21 protein-coding genes and 1 pseudogene are annotated in these 19,721 nt (G+C 26.8%); 11 read left to right on the top strand and 11 right to left on the bottom strand.

Annotated elements, in window-relative coordinates:
• Positions 1–159 precede the first annotated feature (159 nt).
• Both R4K56_RS12125 and R4K56_RS12120 read left to right on the top strand, forming a co-directional pair.
• Positions 160–1,392 (top strand): hypothetical protein, encoded by a 1,233-nt coding sequence (locus R4K56_RS12125; RefSeq protein ID WP_335757357.1) that lies wholly within the window; start codon positions 160–162, stop codon positions 1,390–1,392.
• A 26-nt stretch (positions 1,393–1,418) separates the two neighbouring features.
• The gene (locus R4K56_RS12120; protein ID WP_335757356.1) at positions 1,419–1,961 is read left to right on the top strand and encodes an epoxyqueuosine reductase QueH; all 543 of its coding nucleotides are present in this window, start codon (positions 1,419–1,421) and stop codon (positions 1,959–1,961) included.
• Between the two features lie 3 nt (positions 1,962–1,964).
• Here R4K56_RS12120 and R4K56_RS12115 read toward each other — a convergent pair whose 3' ends face one another.
• The 3 genes from R4K56_RS12115 to R4K56_RS12105 form a co-directional block, all read right to left on the bottom strand.
• Complete coding sequence (locus R4K56_RS12115; protein WP_335757355.1) at positions 1,965–2,348, bottom strand: helix-turn-helix domain-containing protein; 384 nt, start codon at positions 2,346–2,348, stop codon at positions 1,965–1,967.
• A 206-nt stretch (positions 2,349–2,554) separates the two neighbouring features.
• Positions 2,555–2,743 carry a putative motility protein gene (locus R4K56_RS12110; RefSeq protein WP_297296583.1) on the bottom strand — a complete coding sequence of 63 codons (189 nt, stop codon included), beginning with the start codon at positions 2,741–2,743 and terminating at the stop codon, positions 2,555–2,557.
• 210 nt (positions 2,744–2,953) lie between these two features.
• Positions 2,954–3,151 (bottom strand): hypothetical protein, encoded by a 198-nt coding sequence (locus tag R4K56_RS12105; RefSeq protein ID WP_335757354.1) that lies wholly within the window; start codon positions 3,149–3,151, stop codon positions 2,954–2,956.
• A 192-nt stretch (positions 3,152–3,343) separates the two neighbouring features.
• Between R4K56_RS12105 and R4K56_RS12100 the strand changes: the two genes are divergently transcribed.
• From R4K56_RS12100 to fabV, 3 genes are all read left to right on the top strand, one after another.
• Positions 3,344–5,032 (top strand): FAD-dependent oxidoreductase, encoded by a 1,689-nt coding sequence (locus R4K56_RS12100; RefSeq protein ID WP_335757353.1) that lies wholly within the window; start codon positions 3,344–3,346, stop codon positions 5,030–5,032.
• Between the two features lie 164 nt (positions 5,033–5,196).
• Positions 5,197–5,802, top strand: a complete 606-nt coding sequence (locus tag R4K56_RS12095; RefSeq protein ID WP_335772674.1) for a metal-sensing transcriptional repressor — start codon at positions 5,197–5,199, stop codon at positions 5,800–5,802.
• 443 nt (positions 5,803–6,245) lie between these two features.
• Positions 6,246–7,424, top strand: coding sequence for an enoyl-ACP reductase FabV (gene fabV / locus R4K56_RS12090; RefSeq protein ID WP_335772675.1), 1,179 nt, complete (start codon positions 6,246–6,248; stop codon positions 7,422–7,424).
• 85 nt (positions 7,425–7,509) lie between these two features.
• Here the strand turns inward: fabV and R4K56_RS12085 are convergent.
• Positions 7,510–8,652 (bottom strand): annotated as a pseudogene (locus R4K56_RS12085) (Na+/H+ antiporter NhaC family protein); the annotation flags it as partial.
• Positions 8,653–9,018: 366 nt separating this feature from the next.
• Entirely contained in the window at positions 9,019–9,195 is a 177-nt protein-coding gene (locus R4K56_RS14775; RefSeq protein WP_418233762.1) for a hypothetical protein, read from the bottom strand.
• 289 nt (positions 9,196–9,484) lie between these two features.
• Between R4K56_RS14775 and R4K56_RS12075 the strand changes: the two genes are divergently transcribed.
• Positions 9,485–9,997, top strand: coding sequence for a chemotaxis protein CheW (locus R4K56_RS12075; RefSeq protein WP_297296567.1), 513 nt, complete (start codon positions 9,485–9,487; stop codon positions 9,995–9,997).
• Positions 9,998–10,039: 42 nt separating this feature from the next.
• Here the strand turns inward: R4K56_RS12075 and R4K56_RS12070 are convergent, their stop codons facing one another.
• Together R4K56_RS12070 and R4K56_RS12065 are read right to left on the bottom strand one after the other, a co-directional pair.
• Positions 10,040–10,645 carry a 5-formyltetrahydrofolate cyclo-ligase gene (locus tag R4K56_RS12070; protein ID WP_335757981.1) on the bottom strand — a complete coding sequence of 202 codons (606 nt, stop codon included), beginning with the start codon at positions 10,643–10,645 and terminating at the stop codon, positions 10,040–10,042.
• Positions 10,626–11,381, bottom strand: coding sequence for a PilZ domain-containing protein (locus R4K56_RS12065; protein WP_335772676.1), 756 nt, complete (start codon positions 11,379–11,381; stop codon positions 10,626–10,628). The genes R4K56_RS12070 and R4K56_RS12065 overlap by 20 nt, the downstream gene beginning before the upstream one ends.
• 151 nt (positions 11,382–11,532) lie before the next feature.
• On the opposite strand from R4K56_RS12065, the gene R4K56_RS12060 reads away from it, so the two are divergent.
• Positions 11,533–12,018, top strand: a complete 486-nt coding sequence (locus R4K56_RS12060; protein WP_335757979.1) for a YkvA family protein — start codon at positions 11,533–11,535, stop codon at positions 12,016–12,018.
• 17 nt (positions 12,019–12,035) lie between these two features.
• Complete coding sequence (gene recG / locus R4K56_RS12055) at positions 12,036–14,126, top strand: ATP-dependent DNA helicase RecG (RefSeq protein WP_335772677.1); 2,091 nt, start codon at positions 12,036–12,038, stop codon at positions 14,124–14,126.
• A gap of 309 nt (positions 14,127–14,435) precedes the next feature.
• Here recG and R4K56_RS12050 read toward each other — a convergent pair whose 3' ends face one another.
• Genes R4K56_RS12050 through R4K56_RS12035 form a run of 4 tightly spaced genes read right to left on the bottom strand, consistent with a single transcriptional unit; the run spans position 14,436 to position 16,664 of the window.
• A complete protein-coding gene (locus tag R4K56_RS12050; RefSeq protein WP_335772678.1) occupies positions 14,436–15,107 on the bottom strand; it encodes an ATP-binding cassette domain-containing protein in 672 nt (223 codons plus the stop codon).
• The gene (locus tag R4K56_RS12045; RefSeq protein WP_297296555.1) at positions 15,104–15,826 is read right to left on the bottom strand and encodes an ABC transporter permease; all 723 of its coding nucleotides are present in this window, start codon (positions 15,824–15,826) and stop codon (positions 15,104–15,106) included. The genes R4K56_RS12050 and R4K56_RS12045 overlap by 4 nt, the downstream gene beginning before the upstream one ends.
• A 1-nt stretch (position 15,827) precedes the next feature.
• A complete protein-coding gene (locus tag R4K56_RS12040) occupies positions 15,828–16,238 on the bottom strand; it encodes an META domain-containing protein (RefSeq protein WP_335772679.1) in 411 nt (136 codons plus the stop codon).
• 24 nt (positions 16,239–16,262) lie between these two features.
• Entirely contained in the window at positions 16,263–16,664 is a 402-nt protein-coding gene (locus R4K56_RS12035; RefSeq protein ID WP_335757974.1) for an META domain-containing protein, read from the bottom strand.
• 182 nt (positions 16,665–16,846) lie between these two features.
• On the opposite strand from R4K56_RS12035, the gene R4K56_RS12030 reads away from it, so the two are divergent.
• The 3 genes from R4K56_RS12030 to R4K56_RS12020 all read left to right on the top strand — a co-directional run bounded on the left by R4K56_RS12030 (position 16,847) and on the right by R4K56_RS12020 (position 19,644).
• Positions 16,847–17,719 carry a metal ABC transporter solute-binding protein, Zn/Mn family gene (locus R4K56_RS12030; protein WP_335772680.1) on the top strand — a complete coding sequence of 291 codons (873 nt, stop codon included), beginning with the start codon at positions 16,847–16,849 and terminating at the stop codon, positions 17,717–17,719.
• A gap of 27 nt (positions 17,720–17,746) precedes the next feature.
• Entirely contained in the window at positions 17,747–18,487 is a 741-nt protein-coding gene (locus tag R4K56_RS12025; protein ID WP_335757972.1) for a metal ABC transporter ATP-binding protein, read from the top strand.
• An 83-nt stretch (positions 18,488–18,570) separates the two neighbouring features.
• Positions 18,571–19,644 carry a cell surface protein gene (locus tag R4K56_RS12020; protein WP_335772681.1) on the top strand — a complete coding sequence of 358 codons (1,074 nt, stop codon included), beginning with the start codon at positions 18,571–18,573 and terminating at the stop codon, positions 19,642–19,644.
• The last annotated feature ends 77 nt before the right edge of the window (positions 19,645–19,721 follow it).

Raw genomic sequence — 19,721 nt, 5'->3', positions numbered from 1 at the left:
TTTTTAATTATAATTAATTCTTGAAAAAATATAACTTTATTATAATATATATGCTTATAACTATATTATAGGGTTAAAATATAATTGCAGTAATTATATTTTTATTCGATAAACTATTTAAGTTATTTTAGTAACTAATGATTAGAGGTTTATGTTAATATGAAAATGAAGTTTAATAAATTATATCTATTTGTTTTTTTATCTTTATTTGCTATATCTTGTGCTACAACATCTAAAAGCACATCAAGCGGTGTGTATGTAGGAGAAGATACAGGAGAAATCGGAATAGTTAATAACTGGAAAAACCCAGACTTTAAAGGCGGCAAAACTACAAAAATAGTTGCTGAAGGTTTTGCTTCTGCTGACGGCAGAGGGGAGGCTGATGCCATAGAAAGATCAATAGAAAGTGCTAAGCGTAATGCTGTAGAGCAGGCAGTTGGTTCTATGGTGCAGGGAACTACTTTGGTAGAAAATAATAAACTTATAAGTTCAAAAATATATGATAATACAACAGGTTATATATCTGCATATAAAGTGTTAAATATTGCAAAATCAGGTTCAGTATGGTATTCAAAAATAGAGGCTACTGTAGGTGTTGATATGCTTCAGGATAATTTGCAGGCTATGGGAATACTTATGGATAGAAAAAATATGCCTCTTATAGTTACGCTTGTTACAGATGAAACAGGAAATTTAAGTGAATCATTTAATGTTGAATTAGAAAGAAATATGAGCGAGAAGGGATTTAAATTTGTAAGTGCTTCATCATTAAAAAATGCTATGAGAAAAGAAAATATCACTTATGAAGATACTTCACGTTCTTCAGATTCTATAAAAAAGATAGCAGAGGCTACAGGTGCTCAAATAGCCATATTAGGAAAGGCTAATGCTTCATTCTTTACTACTATAAAAGGTACAGCAATGAAAAGCTATAGAAGCGATATTGCAATTACAGCAGTTAATATATCAGATTACAGTACTATAGCAAGAGTTACTCATCAGGCTGGAGGAGTAGGCGGAAGCGATAAAGATGCCCATTCAATAGCATTGGTTAAATCTGCAGATTCTGTATCAGAAGATTTTGTTAATCAAATAGTTAGTAAATGGCAAAGCGAAGTTCAAAATGGTACAGAGTATACCATATATGTTAAAGGACTTGATTTTAATGATTCTATAGGTTTTGAAGAAGCATTGAAAAAGAATGTAAGCGGATTGAAAAGTGTTTATAATAGAGGTATTTCAGGCGATTCTTCTAAATATGTAGTTACTTATATAGGAAGCAGCAGAGATTTAGCTGTAGATATCAATTCAAAAGCTAAGAATATGGGATATCAAATAATAATAAGCAGCTTCGATGATAAAACTATTACATTAAAAGCCAATAAAAGATAATTTTTATTATTATTTAAGGTTGTTTTATGAAAGAAAAATTAGTTGTTCATACATGCTGTGCTGTTTGCATGTCTTATCCTCATACTATACTTGAAGATTATGATAGTGTATTTTATTTTTATAATCCAAATATATATCCTATTTCAGAATATGAAAGAAGGCGTGATGAGTTTATAAATTATGCTAATTCTTTGGGTATAAATATTCATGTTCATGAAGAAAATGATGCTGTGAAAAATTGGTATGATGATATAAAAGGTTTTGAGAATGAACCGGAAAAAGGGGCAAGATGCAGTATTTGTTTTAAACATAGAATGAGAAAAGCATTTGAGTATGCTAAAAGTATAAATGCTAAATATGTTGCTACAGTAATGACAGTAAGTCCTCATAAAAATAGTAAAGTTATACAAATGATAGGGGAGTCCTTATCTAAAGAATATGATGGAATTGATTATTTACATTTCGATTTTAAAAAGAAAGACGGATTTAAAAAGACTAATATAATAGCAAATGAAGCTGGTCTTTACAGACAGAATTACTGCGGATGTGAGTTTAGTATAAGAGATTAAATTTTATTGTTTATCATCTTTTGAATTATTATTTTGAGATTGTTCTCTCATTATATTATTAAGATGATCTAGCATATTTCCTATAAAATCTAATTTATTTTCTTCAAATTTTTTCAACTTCTCTGATATGGCAAATATTTTTTCTTCAGAGTTTTTTAGATTATATGGTTTCATATTTAATAGTATATCAGGTGAGGTTTCTAAGGCTTTACATATTTTATTTAGATTTTTTATTGATATATTTCTGTTTCCAACTTCAACACCTTGTAAGTATTTTCCAGATAATGAGGATTTTTCTGCGAGCTGATCTATAGTCATTTTTTTACTTTTTCTTAATTCTCTTATATTTTGACCTAAATTTTTTAATACTACTTCTGTGTCCATCATAAAAAACTCCAGTATAATACTTTAACCTTATATTAGTTATGATATATAAAAATTTTATTTAAAAAAACAATTTATAATTTGACTATTTGAGAAAAAAGTAATTTTTGTCTACTTATGAGCGGTATTGTATTGTGAGGACATATTTATATAAAAAAATGCTGCCAATAATGAATTATTATTAGCAGCCCATAGGTATTTATTGTTTCTTATGCATAAACATTTAAATTTTGACCGATTCCAGGTCTAACAGGAGCAGAAACAGCTTGAGGCTGAACGCTGCTCATTATTTTATCTACTGCTTGAGCTTGCATATCAGAAGTTTTTCTTATCATACTTAAAGATACATCTTGTTTAAGCATTGCTGTGGAATAAGTATTATAAGCTGAAATATCCATGTTTATCCTCCTTACTTTACATAAATAAAACAATTTACTTCTATAATTGTAAAGCAATCATATATTTTATCAAGTTAATTTATATAAAAATATTAGAAAATAAATGCTATGGAATATATTATAATAATTTAATGTTTACATAATTTAATAAAATTAAAGACCAATTGCATTTTTATTATTTCAAAAAACACAATTGGTCAGGAACAATAATTAAGCATACACATCTAAATTCTTTCCAATATTATTATTGATTGGCATAGATGATCCCTGAGGAGTTACTATGCTTGCAACTTTCTCAGCAGATTGAGCAGAACCATAAGCTGAAGAATTGTAAACATTTAATCCAGCAGAAGTCATATGTCTAGTCAATGGAAACATTTCAGATGAAAAAATAGAATAAACTCCCATTTATAACCTCCAAAGACTTTATTTATATACATTTAATATCGGAATGTATGTAATATTTATTAAATTTTATACAAATATTACAAATAAAATGTTTTACTTTTTATTTTTTTTATTATTAAAATATATTGACTTCTTTATATATTATACATATACTAGGTATATTAAATAAATATATATTTATGGAGTGAAAAAATGAAAAAAATATTAATAGTAGGCGGTGTTGCAGGAGGAGCTTCAGCTGCTGCAAGACTTAGAAGATTAAATGAACAAGATAAAATAATAATGTTTGAAAAAGGGCCTCATGTATCATTTTCTAATTGTTCGCTTCCTTATCATATAGGCGGATTAATTCCTAATGAAGAAACTTTACTTCTTATGTCGCCTGAGAAATTCTTAAAGCAATTTAATGTTGATGCCAGAGTTAATAGTGAAGTTATAGCTATAGATAGAGAAAAAAAAGAAGTTACTGTTGTATGCGAGGGTAAGGAATATAAAGAAAGTTATGATAAACTTATACTTTCTATGGGTGCTAAACCTATAGTTCCTCCTATTAAAGGAATAGAAAAAGTTAATGTATTTACTGTAAGAAATGTTGTTGATATAAGTAAAATACATCATTTCCTTAATGGTAAGCCTAAAGCTAAAGTAGCTGTTATAGGCGGCGGATTTATAGGTATTGAGATGGCTGAAAATTTGAAGCATGCCGGATATAATGTAACAATAGTAGAAGCATTGCCTCAAATAATGAAGCCTTTCGATTATGATATGGTTCAAATTCTACATAGAGAATTAATTGATAATGGTGTTGAATTAATTGTTAATGATAAAGTTGATAGTTTTGATACTAATACAGTAGTTTTGGCTTCAGGAAAAAAAGTAGAAGCTGATGCTGTTGTACTTGCTATAGGAGTAGCACCGGAAACTGATATAGCAGTTAAAGCAGGTATAGAATTAGGAAAAACTAAAGCTATTAAAGTTGATTCTAATTATAGAACTAATGATAAAGATATTTATGCTGTAGGTGATGCTATAGAAGTTTACGGAGCATTATTCAATGATTATTTCAAATTGGCATTAGCTGGCCCTGCTCAAAAGCAAGCTAGAGCAGTTGCAGACCATATTAATGGAAGAACTGTAGATAACAGAGGATTCATAGGTTCATCAGTTATAAAAGTATTCGGATATAATGGAGCTTCTACAGGACTTTCAGAAGGCTTTATTAAGGCTATGAATTTGAATATAGACTATGATACAGTTGAAATTATTCCTTTTGACGGTGTATCAATTATGCCTACTTCAAAATTAATGCATTTCAAGCTTATATATGAAGTACCAACAGGAAAAGTTTTAGGTGCTCAAGCAATAGGCAGAGGAAATGTTGATAAGAGAATAGATGTTATAGCTACAGTTATAAAATTTGGAGGAACTATAGATGATTTGAAAGATTTAGAATTATGTTATGCTCCTTCATTCGGAACTGCTAAAGATGTAGTTAATTTTGCTGGTTATGTGGCATCTAATTTAAGAAATGGAGACTTTAAGCAAGTACATTATAGTCAGGTTAGAGAATTAGTTGAAAAAGATTCTTATTTCTTAGATGTAAGAATGCCGGAAGATTTTGCTGCAGGACATTTAGAAAAAGCTGTTAATATACCTTTAGGAGCATTAAGAAGCAGATATAATGAAATACCTAGAGACAGAACAGTATACATTACTTGTAAAACAGGATTAACCAGCTATACTGCTTGTAAAATACTTCAAAACATGGGATTTGATAATGTAGTTAATGTTTCAGGCGGATTTATAGGCTTATCACAATATGAGTATTATAATGATAAAACTACAGGAAGAAAACCAATATTAACATCATATTTCAAATAATTTTATTGTAAATTAATTTATATAAGGCTATTTTTGTTTATTAGAAAAATAGCCTTTTTTATGTAATATAAACTATTTTTGTATTTTATTTTGAAAAAATATTTTGTAAAAATCTATTTTTTTTATATAATAGAAATATATAGATTTTTTTAAGGATTTAAATTATGGTTATAGAAAATGGATTAAATATAGTGTCTCCTTCGGAGGCGGGTGAAATTATTAAAAATATCGAAAATATAGTTATACTTGATGTAAGAACAGAGATGGAGCATAACTATGAAGGTATGATTGAAGATTCCATTTCTATAGATTTCCTTAAGCCAAGAGTGTTTAAAAGAGAGATATCTAAGCTTGATAAAGAACTCCCTTATATGTTGTATTGCTCCGTTGGTAAGTTAAGTGTAAAAGCAGCAGAGTATATGAAAGATGAAGGATTTAACAATCTTTATGTACTAGAGGGGGGATTAAAAGCTTGGAATAAACATTTTGGTGATAGCAATAAGGTATCTAAATTTGATAGGGAAGAGGCTTTGGAAAGACGTAAGAGACTTATTATCAGATTAAACAGAATTGAAGGTCAAATTAAAGGTATGAAGAAAATGTTAGCTAAAGGTGAGTATTGCGGAGACATACTCAATCAGTCTCTCGCTGTTAAGGCAGCTATGGGCAGTGTTAATCAAGAAATTATGGAAGTCTTTTTGAATACTTGTATGATTTCTCCTAAGGAAAAAGATGATTTCTTTAGATATATGAGAAAACTTATAAAGTAATTTATTTTTTGAAATTTTATGTTTTGTTATTATGTTTAAAACGGCTTTTAATGTTTATATTAAAGGTCGTTTTTTATTATTTGATTTTTAATAATGGAAAATCATGTATTTCATTAAAAATTAGTATTTATATTTTACTATTTTTTGAAATACATCTTATTTTTAAACAGTTTCTAATATATAAGTTCAATCAAAAATATATGCAAATAATTTATATCTTATATAATTTTATATTATTTTAATATATGTACTTAAAAAAAATTTGTATATAGTATTTTCTGTATTATAAAAACTTATAATTATATATAGTAATATAATAAACAAATATTTATCAAAAAAAATCATTGCTGTAACAATAAAATGCTTTTTTATATTGAAAAAAAATATTATTGATATATTATTAATGTAATTTATAAAATAAAAATAAGTGGAGGTTGTTAATTATGGTAGTAAAACCACAAATAGCAAATAATGTGTGCAGAACTTCTCACCCTACAGGCTGTGCTAAAGAAGTAGAAAATCAAATTAATTATGTTAAATCTAAACCAAAAATAAATTCTAACATAAAAAACGCTTTAATATTAGGAGCTTCAGGCGGTTACGGACTTGCAAGCAGAATAGTATTAGCTTATGGAATGGGAGCATCAACTTTAGGCGTATCTTTTGAAAGAGCAGCTACAGAAGAAAAGACTGGAACTCCTGGCTGGTATAATAATAAAGCATTCAGCGAATATGCTAAAAGAGATGGTTTAAAAGAAAAAACTATAATAGGAGATGCTTTCTTACAATCATCTAAAGAAAATATTATTAAAGAAGCTAAAGAGTTTTTCGGCGGAAAAATTGACTGTGTTATATACAGTTTAGCTACAGGTATAAGAAAAGATGAAAAAGAAGGCATAACATATCGTTCAGCTTTAAAACCAGTAGGAAAAGATTATGCTGGTATGGGCGTTGATTTTATGACAGAAGAACTCATTGAAGTAAAAATGCCTGCTGCAAGCGAAGAAGAAATAAAAGCTACAGTAAAAGTTATGGGCGGTGATGATTGGAGATTATGGATTGAAGCTTTAATAAAAGAAGATATGTTATCAGAAAATGCTTTAACATTAGCTTATTCATATATAGGACCAGAGATGACTAAAGATATATATAGAGATGGTACTATTGGTAAGGCTAAAGATGATTTGGAAGCTACAGCTTTAGAAATAGATAAATTAATGCAAGATAAATTACATGGTCATGCTTATGTAAGTGTTGCTAAAGCGGTTGTTACAAGAGCTTCTGCAGTTATACCAGCTATGCCATTATATATAAGCATATTATTTAAAGTTATGAAAGAAAAAGGCATACATGAGGGCTGCATAGAACAAATGTACAGACAGTTTGCTGATAAAATATATTCTTCTAAAGGTGTTGAACTTGACAATGAACATAGATTAAGATTAGATGACTGGGAATTGAGAGAAGATGTACAAAAAGAAGTATCTGATTCTTGGAACAAAATCAAAGATAATGATTCATTAAAAGCTAATGCAGATTTAGCACAATTTAGAGATGAATATTTACATCTTCATGGCTTTGGTTTAGAAGGCATAAACTATGATGCTGATGTACAAATATGATAATTAAATAATTTTGTTATTGTTTATAAAGAGGCATGTTGATTATTATATCAGCATGCCTTATTTTTATAATTTATTATTTAATTTATTTTTTATCTATTGAGGTAGAAAATGGTACAGCAAATTTCGGCAGAGTAAGCATATAAATAAATGAAAGACCTATACTAATTAAATTAAAAAATGAATAAGGCATGTACTCTAAAGTATGCACTCCAAGTATGGAAGTCATATAAACTCCTGTTACAGTCCAAGGCAAAAGTACTTCTGTTAAAGTTCCTCCTTCTTCCATTGTTCTTGATAATACTCCTTTATTTATATTATATTTTTCGTATACGTTTTTTAGTACAGAACCTAATGTTAGGAATGTAAATTGTAAGCTGCTTAATGCTGAATTTATAGTAAAAGTTGTGAACCAAGTTATGAATATTAAACTTCTTACACCTCTAGTTATTTTTATTAATAATTCTATGAGGGTATTGAAAGTTCCTATTAATTCAAGCATAGCTCCATAAGTTAATGCCAGTATTAAAAATAGCACGCTTGGCATCATACTCATCATACCGCCTCTGTTTAATAATGAATGTAGATTTGATGGTATATCATTTGGATTTACTGTAGGAGACATTGATATATTAAATCCTGTTACGAATGATTTCATAGCATTTATTATTCCAAAGTTTTGAAATAAAGCTCCTAATATAATGACTATTAAACTTCCTATAAACATGGTAATTACCGGATTAACTCCTTTGACACTTGCAATAAGTACAAATATAGGTGGAAGTAATAATAGTATATTGAAATTGAATATCAAATCTAATGATGTTAATATTTCTTTGGCTTCTTTTAAATTTAATATATCACTATTAGCAGGTGATGCATTGAATCCTAATATTGTAAATACTATAGCAGCTAATATTGCAGAAGGTATAGTATTAACTAACATAGTTTTTATATGATTTTGAAGTGTAGTACCGGCACCCATAGCAGCTAAAACTGTAGTATCAGATATAGGAGAATTTTTATCTCCAAGATATGCACCGCTAATCACAGCACCAGCAACTAATGGAAGCGGAGTATTGGTTGCCTGTGCTATACCAATAAATGCAACTCCTGCAGTTGAAGCAGAATCTCAAGAAGTACCTGTAAATATTGATAAAAATGATGTAACAATAAATGCCATTAAGGGTATAAAAGAAGGGTGAATTAATTTTATTCCATAATATACCTAAACAACTATATTTTGTCAAAAATAAATTTATATTTTTAATTTTATATCTGGGGCTTTGCCCCAGACCCTACTTCTTTTGGTGCCCCAAAGAAGCAAAAAGACTACATTTGGACTTTAATTTAATAAATTATATTACATGTAAGACATTTTTAGTATGATTTAGTACTAATTTTTACACTTGCACTTTTTGGTTCTTTTTGCGGCGGGAAAAAGAACAATAAAAAATTGACAAACTTAAAAATTCTTAGTATATATTAGCATTGGTACAGTTCCGGAATATACCCAAGAACCTACAACAATACCTATTAATATAAATATCAATACTCCAATCCAAGTATTAACAATCTTTTTTATGAAAGCATTTTACATATCTTTCCATTTGTATCCTGCAAAATAAGCTATTACACAGGATATTAATGTTCCTATTGTAAGTAAAAATTCTATTGGTACTCCATAATTAACAGTGAATATTAATACAGTAATTAGTATAAAAATCAATGGGAATAATTTCCAAAATGTATTAATTTTTTTTATTTCCATAATTTACTCCATTTTAATGAAAAACAACGATTGTAATAATTAATATTACAACAATATATAACATATTTTTATTGTAATGTCAATATTTACAACAAAAATATATTGTTATATGAAATTATATTTAATAAATTTATGTATAGATTGACTTTTAACTAAAAATAGATTAGAATAGTATAAATGTTAGATTCATTTTAATTTTTTGATTGCAAATATTTCTATATATTATAAAATATAAGAAGTTATTTCCGATAATGAATTTACTTTTTAATTATTTATGGAGGCATTATAAATGGCAGAGCAGCTAGAGCAACAACCAGTAGAAAGTACAGAAAGTAGGGTTGATGTTGAGGATAGTACAAATCTAGTTACTTTTAGACTAGGCAGCGGTGAATATGCTATAGATATCATGCAGGCAAAAGAGATAATTAAGATGGAAAAGATTACTCTTATTCCTAATGCCCCAGATTTTGTAGAAGGTGTAATAAATTTACGTGGTAATATTATACCTATCATAGATTTAAAAAAGAGATTCCATTTAGAAGAAACAGAAGGCGATAAAAATACAGGTATCATCATAGTAAAAATAGAAGATGTTGATATGGGTATTATTATTGACTCTATATCAAAAGTAGTATCTATTTCAAATTCAGATATTCAGCCTCCTCCTCCAATGTTATCAGGTATTGGTCAAAAATATATTAAAGGTGTTGGTAAATTAGAGGATAAATTATTAGTTGTGCTTGATTTGGAAAAATTATTCACTACTGAAGAAGAGGAAGAAGAAGATAAATCTGAAAATTAATCTTAATAAATAACTCTGAATAATTAATATAAAATTGAATAATTAAAAAATAGCAGTAACAACTTTACTTTCACTAATAATGATGTCTAATATTTCATCATTATCATCTTTTGGTATAGATGGTAATATTTGATAGTCGTAGGCTAGTCCTATTCTCAAGGCATTTTTATTTAATTTTAATATATTATCATAATAGCCTTTTCCAAAGCCTAATCTGTTACATTTTTCATCGAATGCTATTGCCGGTATAATGAACATTGAAACTTCTTCAATATGGCAGTCTTTACAGTGTTCAAAAGGTTCTCCATTACCAAATCTAGTATTTCTATTAATATCTTTTTCATAATCATTAATATATTTTAATTTCATATTATGATCATCTACTAGAAATGGTACGGATACTTTTATATTATTATCCATAGCATATTTGATTATGTTTTTGGTTTCTACTTCATTGTTGAAGTCAATATATACACATATAGAGTTAAATTTAGCAATATTAACTATATTTTTAAATTTTTTATATATAATATTGCTTTTATTCTGTATAAAAGAATCTTCTAAATTATTTCTAATAAGCTTAAATGAAGCTCTTATTAATTGTTTTGCTTCTTTTATATCTGAATCATTATGAAGAGAAGTTCTCATCTTTAAATTCTACTAATATTTCTTGTAATAATTTGTCTCTAATAATTTGGTCAATAATTTTTTGAGAAGCCATACCAATATCAATAAATTGTACAGCAAAACCTTTTGGTAAATCAGGTTTTTGATTGGCATTATTGATCCAAACTACTTTAGCTTCAGTAAAGAGTTTAAAATCCTTAAAGGATATAGTAAGTCCAAGCATATCACCTTTATCAGGGATATTAGTATCTGAAGATATGTAAGCTCCGTTACCGCTAATGGATAATATATTTCTATCTATTGTACCTCTAATTTTATCTTTATAAGCAATAATTACATTCAAAGGCCAATTTACTCTTGAATATTGTCTTCTTCTTTTGCTGTTTTCTTCAAACTTAGCTATTTCATTAGAAATAGATTGAACTATAGCCGAAATATCGGTGTTTTTAGGGAAAATTAAAGCATTAGGATATAAATTAGTATCAAATTCTTCAGAGATATTTGTTAATACCAATTTTATTTGTGGATTTATTTTACTTATTTTATCTGTAAAAAATTTAATGCTGTCTTTTTCGTTTTCATTATATCTTATAATATAGAAATATATACTTAAATTATTTTCTATTATATATGCTAAAGATGAATTAGTATCAGCAAAACTGCTTATATTAAATAAGTTGCTAAAAGCGGTTTTATATTTACTTAGTATAGAAGGATCATTTTCTATTATTACGCCTTTTATTTGTTCTTTATCCATTATTAAACTCCTGGAGATACTTACTGACTAAGTATAACATAATTTATTATTTATGCAATATTTTCAATGAAAAAATATAGTACTAATTATATTTATAATTTTTATATTTTATGTTATAATATATAAAAAATATAAGTATAGGTAATATATTATGGCTGATATAAAAGATAAAGCAAAAGAATTATGGGATAAATTTTCATTAGATATTACATTGGATAAACTCAAATCAATTTTTGAAAAATCTAAGGAAATATTAAATTTATCATCATCATCTCATCTTTCAAAATTTTTAGAACAAATACAGCTTATGATTAATATGATAGGGGATTATATTCATGGTAATTATAAAGATATACCATGGAAAACAATTGCTTCTGTAGCAGGAGCTTTGATATATATAATAATTCCTATAGATGCAATACCCGATGTTATACCTCTTGCTGGTTTATTAGATGATGCTTTTATTATAGGTTTATGTGTAAAATATTTCTCTGAAGATTTGCATAAATATAAAGTTTGGAAATATGGAGAAGATAGCAGCAGTGAAACAGATATGAAAAAATCTGATGATGATACTAATGAAACTGAAATTAATGAAGTTGAATATGAAATAGTAGATGATGATAAAGACAATTAAGAGGAATATTATATATTTTGACAACTAATGATTATAGTAAAGATATTTTCACTAAAAGTATCAAATATTCAAAAGGTGTAGGGCCGAAATACGCAGAAATATTATCCAAAAAAGGTATAATTACATTATATGATTTGATATTTTTTTTCCCAAGAACTTATGAAGATAGAAGAAAAACTTTAAAACTACATGAGGCATTAGAAAATAATGATAAAACTTGTGTTGTATATGTTGAAGTTATAGATATATCAAGTTTTACTTTTCAATATAGAAATAAACCATTAGTTATAGTTACAGACGGAATTGCGGTATGTGAAGTTCCTATATATGGCGGAAGGCTTCCAGCAGGAGTTGCAAAAGGTGCTAAGCTTTATTTAACTGGTAAATTTGTCAGAGGAAGCAGAGGAAAACTTCAATGCAGAATGACTGAATTTGAAAAGCCTTCTTCAAATGCATTATCTTATGGTAAAATTGTACCTATATATCCATTAACAGAGGGACTTTCTCAAAAGAAATTAAGAACTTTAATTGTAGATGAACTTGTAAGTTTTGAAAAAAATATGAAATATGATATACCAAGTATCATAAAGAAAAAATACAGACTGAAAAGTTTTGTTGCTTCTGTAATGGAGATGCATTTTCCTACTTCTTTTGAGGCATTATCTGAAGCTAAAGAAAGTTTAATATTTGAAGAATTTTTAACTTTTCAATATATACATTTAATTGAGAGAAGACCTAATATTCTTATAAAAGAAAAAAGATATGATTCATCAAATTTATTAGAAAAAGTAAAATCCAGTTTAACTTTTGAGCTTACTCCTGATCAATTAAGTGCTATAGAAGAAATAAAAAAAGATTTATTTTCAGAGAAGCAAATGTTTAGACTTCTTCAAGGAGATGTAGGAGCAGGTAAAACAATAGTAGCTTTTTTAACTGCATTAATACCTGCTGAAGCCGGATTTCAAACTGCATTTTTAGCACCAACTGAAATATTAGCATTACAGCATTATAATAATTTTAAAAAGATTATTAAATTAGCTGGTTTGGAAGATACTATAAAAGTAGATATATTAACAGCATCCGTAAGTCAAAGTGAAAGAGGGTATTTATTAAAAAGACTTAGAGAGGGTAAGAGTAATATATTAGTTGGTACACATTCTATTATTTATGATGAAGTAGTATTTAAAAATCTTTCTTATGCAATAGTAGATGAACAGCAAAGATTCGGTGTGGCACAAAGAAATAAATTATTGTCAAAGGGAAATAATGTTGATTATTTACTTATGACAGCAACTCCTATTCCTCAATCTTTAGCATTAACATTATTTGGTGAATTAGATTTATCTATTATAAAGAGTATGCCAAGCAGCAGAAAAGGTGTGCTTACAAAATATAAAGAACTTTATGAAAGAGATCATTGCTACAAGTTTTTAAAAAGCAGAATAGCAAAAGGAGAGCAAGGTTATATTGTTTTCCCATTAATAGAAAATAATGATTCGAGCTTTATTACTCTTTCAAGCGAATTTCAAAGGGCCAAAGAAACTTATTTTTCAGACATTCAAATAGAAATAATACATGGTAAAATGAAAGATGAAGAAAAAGAATATATAATGAATAGATTTGCAAATGGTGAAATAAAAGTATTATTTTCTACAACAGTAATAGAGGTTGGTATTGATAATCCTAATGCCACAACTATATTAATAGAAGGAGCAGAGCGTTTTGGTTTATCGCAGCTTCATCAGCTTAGAGGTAGGGTAGGCAGAGGAGATAAATTAGGCTACTGCTATTTAATACTTCATAGTGAGTTAAATGATATTATAAAAGAAAGAATTAATATAATATGTGAAACTACTGACGGATTTAAAATATCAGAAAAAGATTTGGAATTAAGGGGTTCCGGTGAGTTTTTAGGCGATAAGCAAAGCGGAATACCTGATTTTAAACTTGGAAATATTATAAGAGATAAAGAGATAATGCGTAAAGCTAAAGATGAAATGCGTTCCCTTCTTAAAGATGAAGAATCTAAAAAACTTTTTTATAAAGAAAATGAAGCGTTTATATTAAAGGCTAATTATTTGAAAGAAAGAATAGTTAAAGATGAATAATTGTTTAGGTATATACTGAAAATTTTTAACTTTGTCAACTACTAGCCGTAGTGGCAACCCGCACGGTATCGTTTATTCTTATCGAATGTCCTCTATAAGTGCGGCTGATTACTTATTATTGCACAAAAATTAATAATTTATCTTAAGGATAAAACATATTTAACCAATATTAGATAATATTTGATATTATAAAAAATTATAATTTATATTTACAAAATATAAATTATGACAAAATATAGTTGTTTAGGTATATATTAAAACTATAATTGAACTATATTTTTTATTTTACTCTGCGTGCGGGAAAATATATCAGTTGTTTATTAGAATTTCTATTAACTCTGACTGTAAATTACTATTTAAATCATTAATTTCTCTTTCATATATAAGTTTAGTATATTCACTTTTATTTGAAAGTATGTATAAATAATCTCCAAGCATAACAGCTTCCGATACATCATGGGTAACATAGAAAAAAGTTTTATTTGTGCTTAATTGTATTTTTTTTATTATATCAATTAATTCCTTTTTCTTTTTTATATCCTGACCTTGTAATGGTTCGTCCATAAGTATGAAGTTTGAATCATAAGCTAATGCCCTTGCTAATGATAATCTTTGCTTCATTCCTCCGCTTAATTCATTTGGCTTTGAATATATGTTATTTTGTAATCCAACCATATCCAATGCTGATTTTATTCTTTCATCTATTTCATTTTTATTTTTTATTTTATCTTTCAATACATACTCTATATTTTTATAGCTGTTGAAAAAATTTAAAAGTCTTGGTTCCTGATATACAAATGCTTTGTCATTTTTATCTATATTTGAAGATATTATATTTAAAAGTGAAGTTTTTCCGCAGCCAGATGAACCTAATATTATGTTAATTTTATTTAAATGAAATTCTATATTAAAATTTTTAAATATTATTAGATTCTTATAAGATAAATTAATATTTTCTAATTTAAATATATTTTCAGTCATGATTTAAGCCTTATAATAATTTCAAAAATACCATTAAAAATAACAGCAATTAAACAATAAGCAAATAAACTAACAGTATCTAAATATAAATGCGATTCATAAAGTTTGCTTCCTATACCCAAACTAGGCAATGCCAATATTTCTGCAGCTAATATACTTTTCCAAGTTATACCCATAGATTGAGAGACAGCAGTTAATATATATGGTTTTATAGATGGTATATAAAGACTTATTATTTGATTCTTTAATGAAACATTATAGGACAGCGACATCTCTATCAAATTTTTATCAACATTAATGATTCCATTAACTACAGCATCATACATTATTGGAAATATCACAAGCATAGAAACAAATATTGGTACCGTATTATTATCGAACCATATTATAGCAACTAATATCAATGGTATTGTTGGTATAGTGCGTATAAAATTAATAATAGGCATTAACATATATCTTATAGATGAGAATATACCTGATAATATACCAAATATAATAGCTAGTAAAAATGATAATATAAATGTGATAAATACTCTTATTAAACTTAAAAATAAATCTTTGTAGAATGATTTCTCTAATATAATTTCAATTAACTTTTTAATGATAGTTAATATATTTGGAAATACTATTTCAGAATTAATTTTTAAAGAGATAAAAAACCATAATAAAATGAATATAATTATACCTAAAATAAAATAAATAATATTTTTATTCTTCATTTTATTTTATTCTTTTAAAGATAAGCCTTTCATCATCTAAAGTTATTATAGTAAGAGAAGTACTTGTAAGCTCTATTGAAGAAGCCTTATTTAATAACTCTATATATTGTTTTTCTATTTCTACCGCCTCAGATTCTCCGCCCATTTTGGTAACAACCATATCTTTAAATATGATCATATTACCCCTTCTCATTTCATATTTACCTAAATATGTGTTAAAACCGCTGTAGCCGTAAAATTCTTCATTATAAAAAGATATTGTTATTCCTCTGCCTTCAAACATATTTGTAAGCTGAAAAGTTTTTCCATTAAGCGTACTTGTAGATATTGCTATTGATTTATTTTGAGAAGCACAGGAGCTTATAAAAATTGTAGTAATAAAACAAAATATTATAGCAAAATTTCTTATCATTAAAATATCCTAATAAATAAAAAACTAAATCTCTTCAAAAACTAAATTATGGCTGGATAATAAAGTATATATTGTAAGCTGTCTTCCTGTAATTTTGTAAGAAGTAGCATTCTTAAGCATATTTAAATAATCAATTTCAGCAGCCATTTCTTCTCTTGATCCGGCTCTTTTAGTAAGTGATATAGATAATACATTAAATATATCTCCATCAAGCATATATGACGATGAATAATTATTAACAGCAGAAAAACCAGAAATAGTATCTGATGTGAATTCTATAGTAATGTTCATTTCAGGATATATACTTACTAATTTAAACTTCCTGCCGGTAAGTACATCATTAACTTCTTCTTTTTGAGCAACTTTAGTAGTTGAACAAGATAATAAGATTAATGATATAACCAACAAATGTACAATATATTTCATAATTATCCTAATTAATTTATAATATCATTATAATTTTCGGTAAAAACTTCTTAATTTTAAATATGTATTTTTATATATTATAAAATGTTAGTGCTATAAAACATATTGAAATTTGCTAATTATAATATTATAATGTAAAAATTATATTTATCAATTATTTTAAATAAAGGAAATATTACTTTATGAAAAAAATTACAACAATAATTATTATATTAAGCCTAATTATAAGCTGTGAAAAAAATAATGCACAAAAGAATGATATTACAAATAATAATGCAGAAAATAAATTACAAGTTTATGCAAGCATATATCCTATTTATGATTTTACAAAAAAAATAGGCGGAGATAAAATAGATGTTTATAATATGACATCAACTGGTGCAGAACCTCATGACTTTGAAATCACTTCTAAAGATATGGCAAATTTAACTAAAGCAAATCTTTTTGTATATAATGGCGGAGGTATGGAGCATTGGGTTGATACTGTAAAAGACAGCATTAAAGATTTAAATTATCTTGAATCTTCTTTAGGTATTGATAATGAAGGATTGGATCCTCATTTCTGGCTTTCTCCAATAAATGCTAAAAAACAAATGGAAAATATAAAAAATGCCATTATAGAAATAGATCCTGATAATGCAGATTACTATAATTCTAATTATAATATATATGCTAATAAATTAGATGAACTAGATAAAAGTTTTAGAGATAATTTATCAAATATAAAGAATACTAATTTGGTAGTAACACACCCAGCATTCGGACATTTCTGTAAAGAATATTCATTAAATCAAGTAGCCATTGCAAGAGATGAAGCAGATCCTAAAGCTATGTCTGAAATTATAACTTTTATTAAAAACAATAATATAAAAGCTATATTCTATGAAGAATTTTCAAGTTCTAAATTGGTTGATTCTATAGCTAAGGAAACTTCAGCTACAATATATACATTAAATCCGATAGAATCTTTAAGCGAAGAAGACGTTAAAGCAGGAGAAGATTATTTTTCTATAATGGAAAAAAATCTTATGTCATTAACTAACGGACTTAATTAATAAAAATAAATAATAGAAAATAAAAATATGAATAAGATTATAGAATTTAAAAATGTACATTTTGGTTATACTTCTGATGACATATTAAAATGTATTAGTTTTGATGTTAATAGAGGAGATTTTGTATCTATAATAGGTTCTAATGGTGCTGGCAAAAGTACTATATTAAAACTTATTTTAGGAGAACTTCATCAATATAGAGGAAGTATAAAATTATATGAAGAAGATATAAGTAAATTTAAAGACTGGAAAAAAATAGGGTATTTAGAACAAAATGCTTATTCTAAAATTTTGCATTTTCCTGCCACAGTTTATGAAATAGTTATGTCAAATAATTTTTCTGATATTGGCTTATTTAAATTTCCAAACAAAAAGCATAAAGAAAAAGTTATGGAAGTACTTACCATTTTAGGAATGGAAAAATATAAAGATAGAATGATATCAAAACTTTCAGGCGGACAAATACAAAGAGTATTTTTAGCCAGAACATTAATATCCAATCCAGATTTACTCGTTCTTGATGAGCCTACTAATGGAGTTGATAGAGAAACTATAGAATTAATATATAAAATATTACAGGAATTAAATAAAAATAAAAATGTATCCATAATAATGGTTACTCATGATGTTGAGAGAATGTCAAAAATATCAAATAGGGTATTTTGTTTTGAAGAAGGCACTTTAGTTGAATTAGCTAAAAATCAGCTGGATATAGAACTTTCACATAAACATAAACACCCTCATGATGACAGTGTATGTTCTTGTTAATTTTTAAATAATAAATTTAGCAAAGTTGATTTTTTTCTGTGAATACTTATAATTAATCAAATTTTTTTTAGGAGAATGATAAAATGAGAAAAATTTCATCAAGTATAATTATTTTATTATCTATCATGAATTCATTAGTTTTTGGTATGTATGGTAATAATAATGATTGGATTGATTTTCTTACCGATGGAAATCAATTCAGAGCTAGAATGGATCAATTGGGTTTTGTACTAGGAAATGATAGTATTAAAGGTACTTTAGGTTTTAGAGCCAATACAGGTGCATTAGGTTCTATATTAACTTATCAAGATAATTTTCAATTAGAGGCAACAATTTCTGCTGGTATAGCTTATACTTCAAGTTTAATAAGTGTTGGTATTGGTTATAATTATACTTATGCTGGAATAGATGAGGGGTTGAATGCAGATAAAAAATTAGGTATACACACTCCTGTATTAGCTTTAAATGCTTTAGATAATAATTTAAGAATAGTAGTTCCAATTCAAATAGCTATTACAGATTCATTATATGGTGCTAATAAATATAAATATACTGGTATAAGTATGGATCCGCAAATAAGATATTATACAGGTATGGAATTGTTTAATGAAATAAGATTAACATTAAAATATGGAATGAACAATACAAAAGATTTAGTAAATACATACAATGCATCATCATTTGGTTTTGATTTTAGATTATATTTTGGAGCGACAGTTGGTAATGTAGCACTTACTCCATTTATCAAAATTACTTACGATACATCATTAGGGGCGAAAGGAAAAACATTAGGAAGCTATGAAGTATTATCAGATAGTGTAATAATACCTATGAATACTGGAGATACATTACTTGACAGAGAAACTTATTCATTATCAATATTACCTACTTTAGGTTTAGATGCCAACAGTGATATAGTTTCTTTACATCTAGAACCAGGTATAGGATACAGTATTATTGATGATGGCTTAAAAGGTTCAGGACTTACTCATGCTTTGGCTTGGTCTGCTTATAATGAACTTTATATCACACCAGTTGAAGATTTAGAATGGTACTTTGAAATGGATATTAATGGAGATTATGCACCAGATAATAATTCATCTCCTTTATATTTTGAAACTACTACAGGAATAACTTGGTATTTGCCTTCTTTCTAATATAAATAAATATTAATAATAAAAATATAGGGACTTATTATTTAAGTCCCTTATTTATATAAAAAATAATTATTAAT

Source organism: Brachyspira pulli, assembly GCF_036997785.1.
Taxonomy (GTDB): domain Bacteria; phylum Spirochaetota; class Brachyspiria; order Brachyspirales; family Brachyspiraceae; genus Brachyspira; species Brachyspira pulli.
Note: the sequence above shows the minus strand (reverse complement) of the source record. Positions and strands in the feature narration are given on the sequence as shown.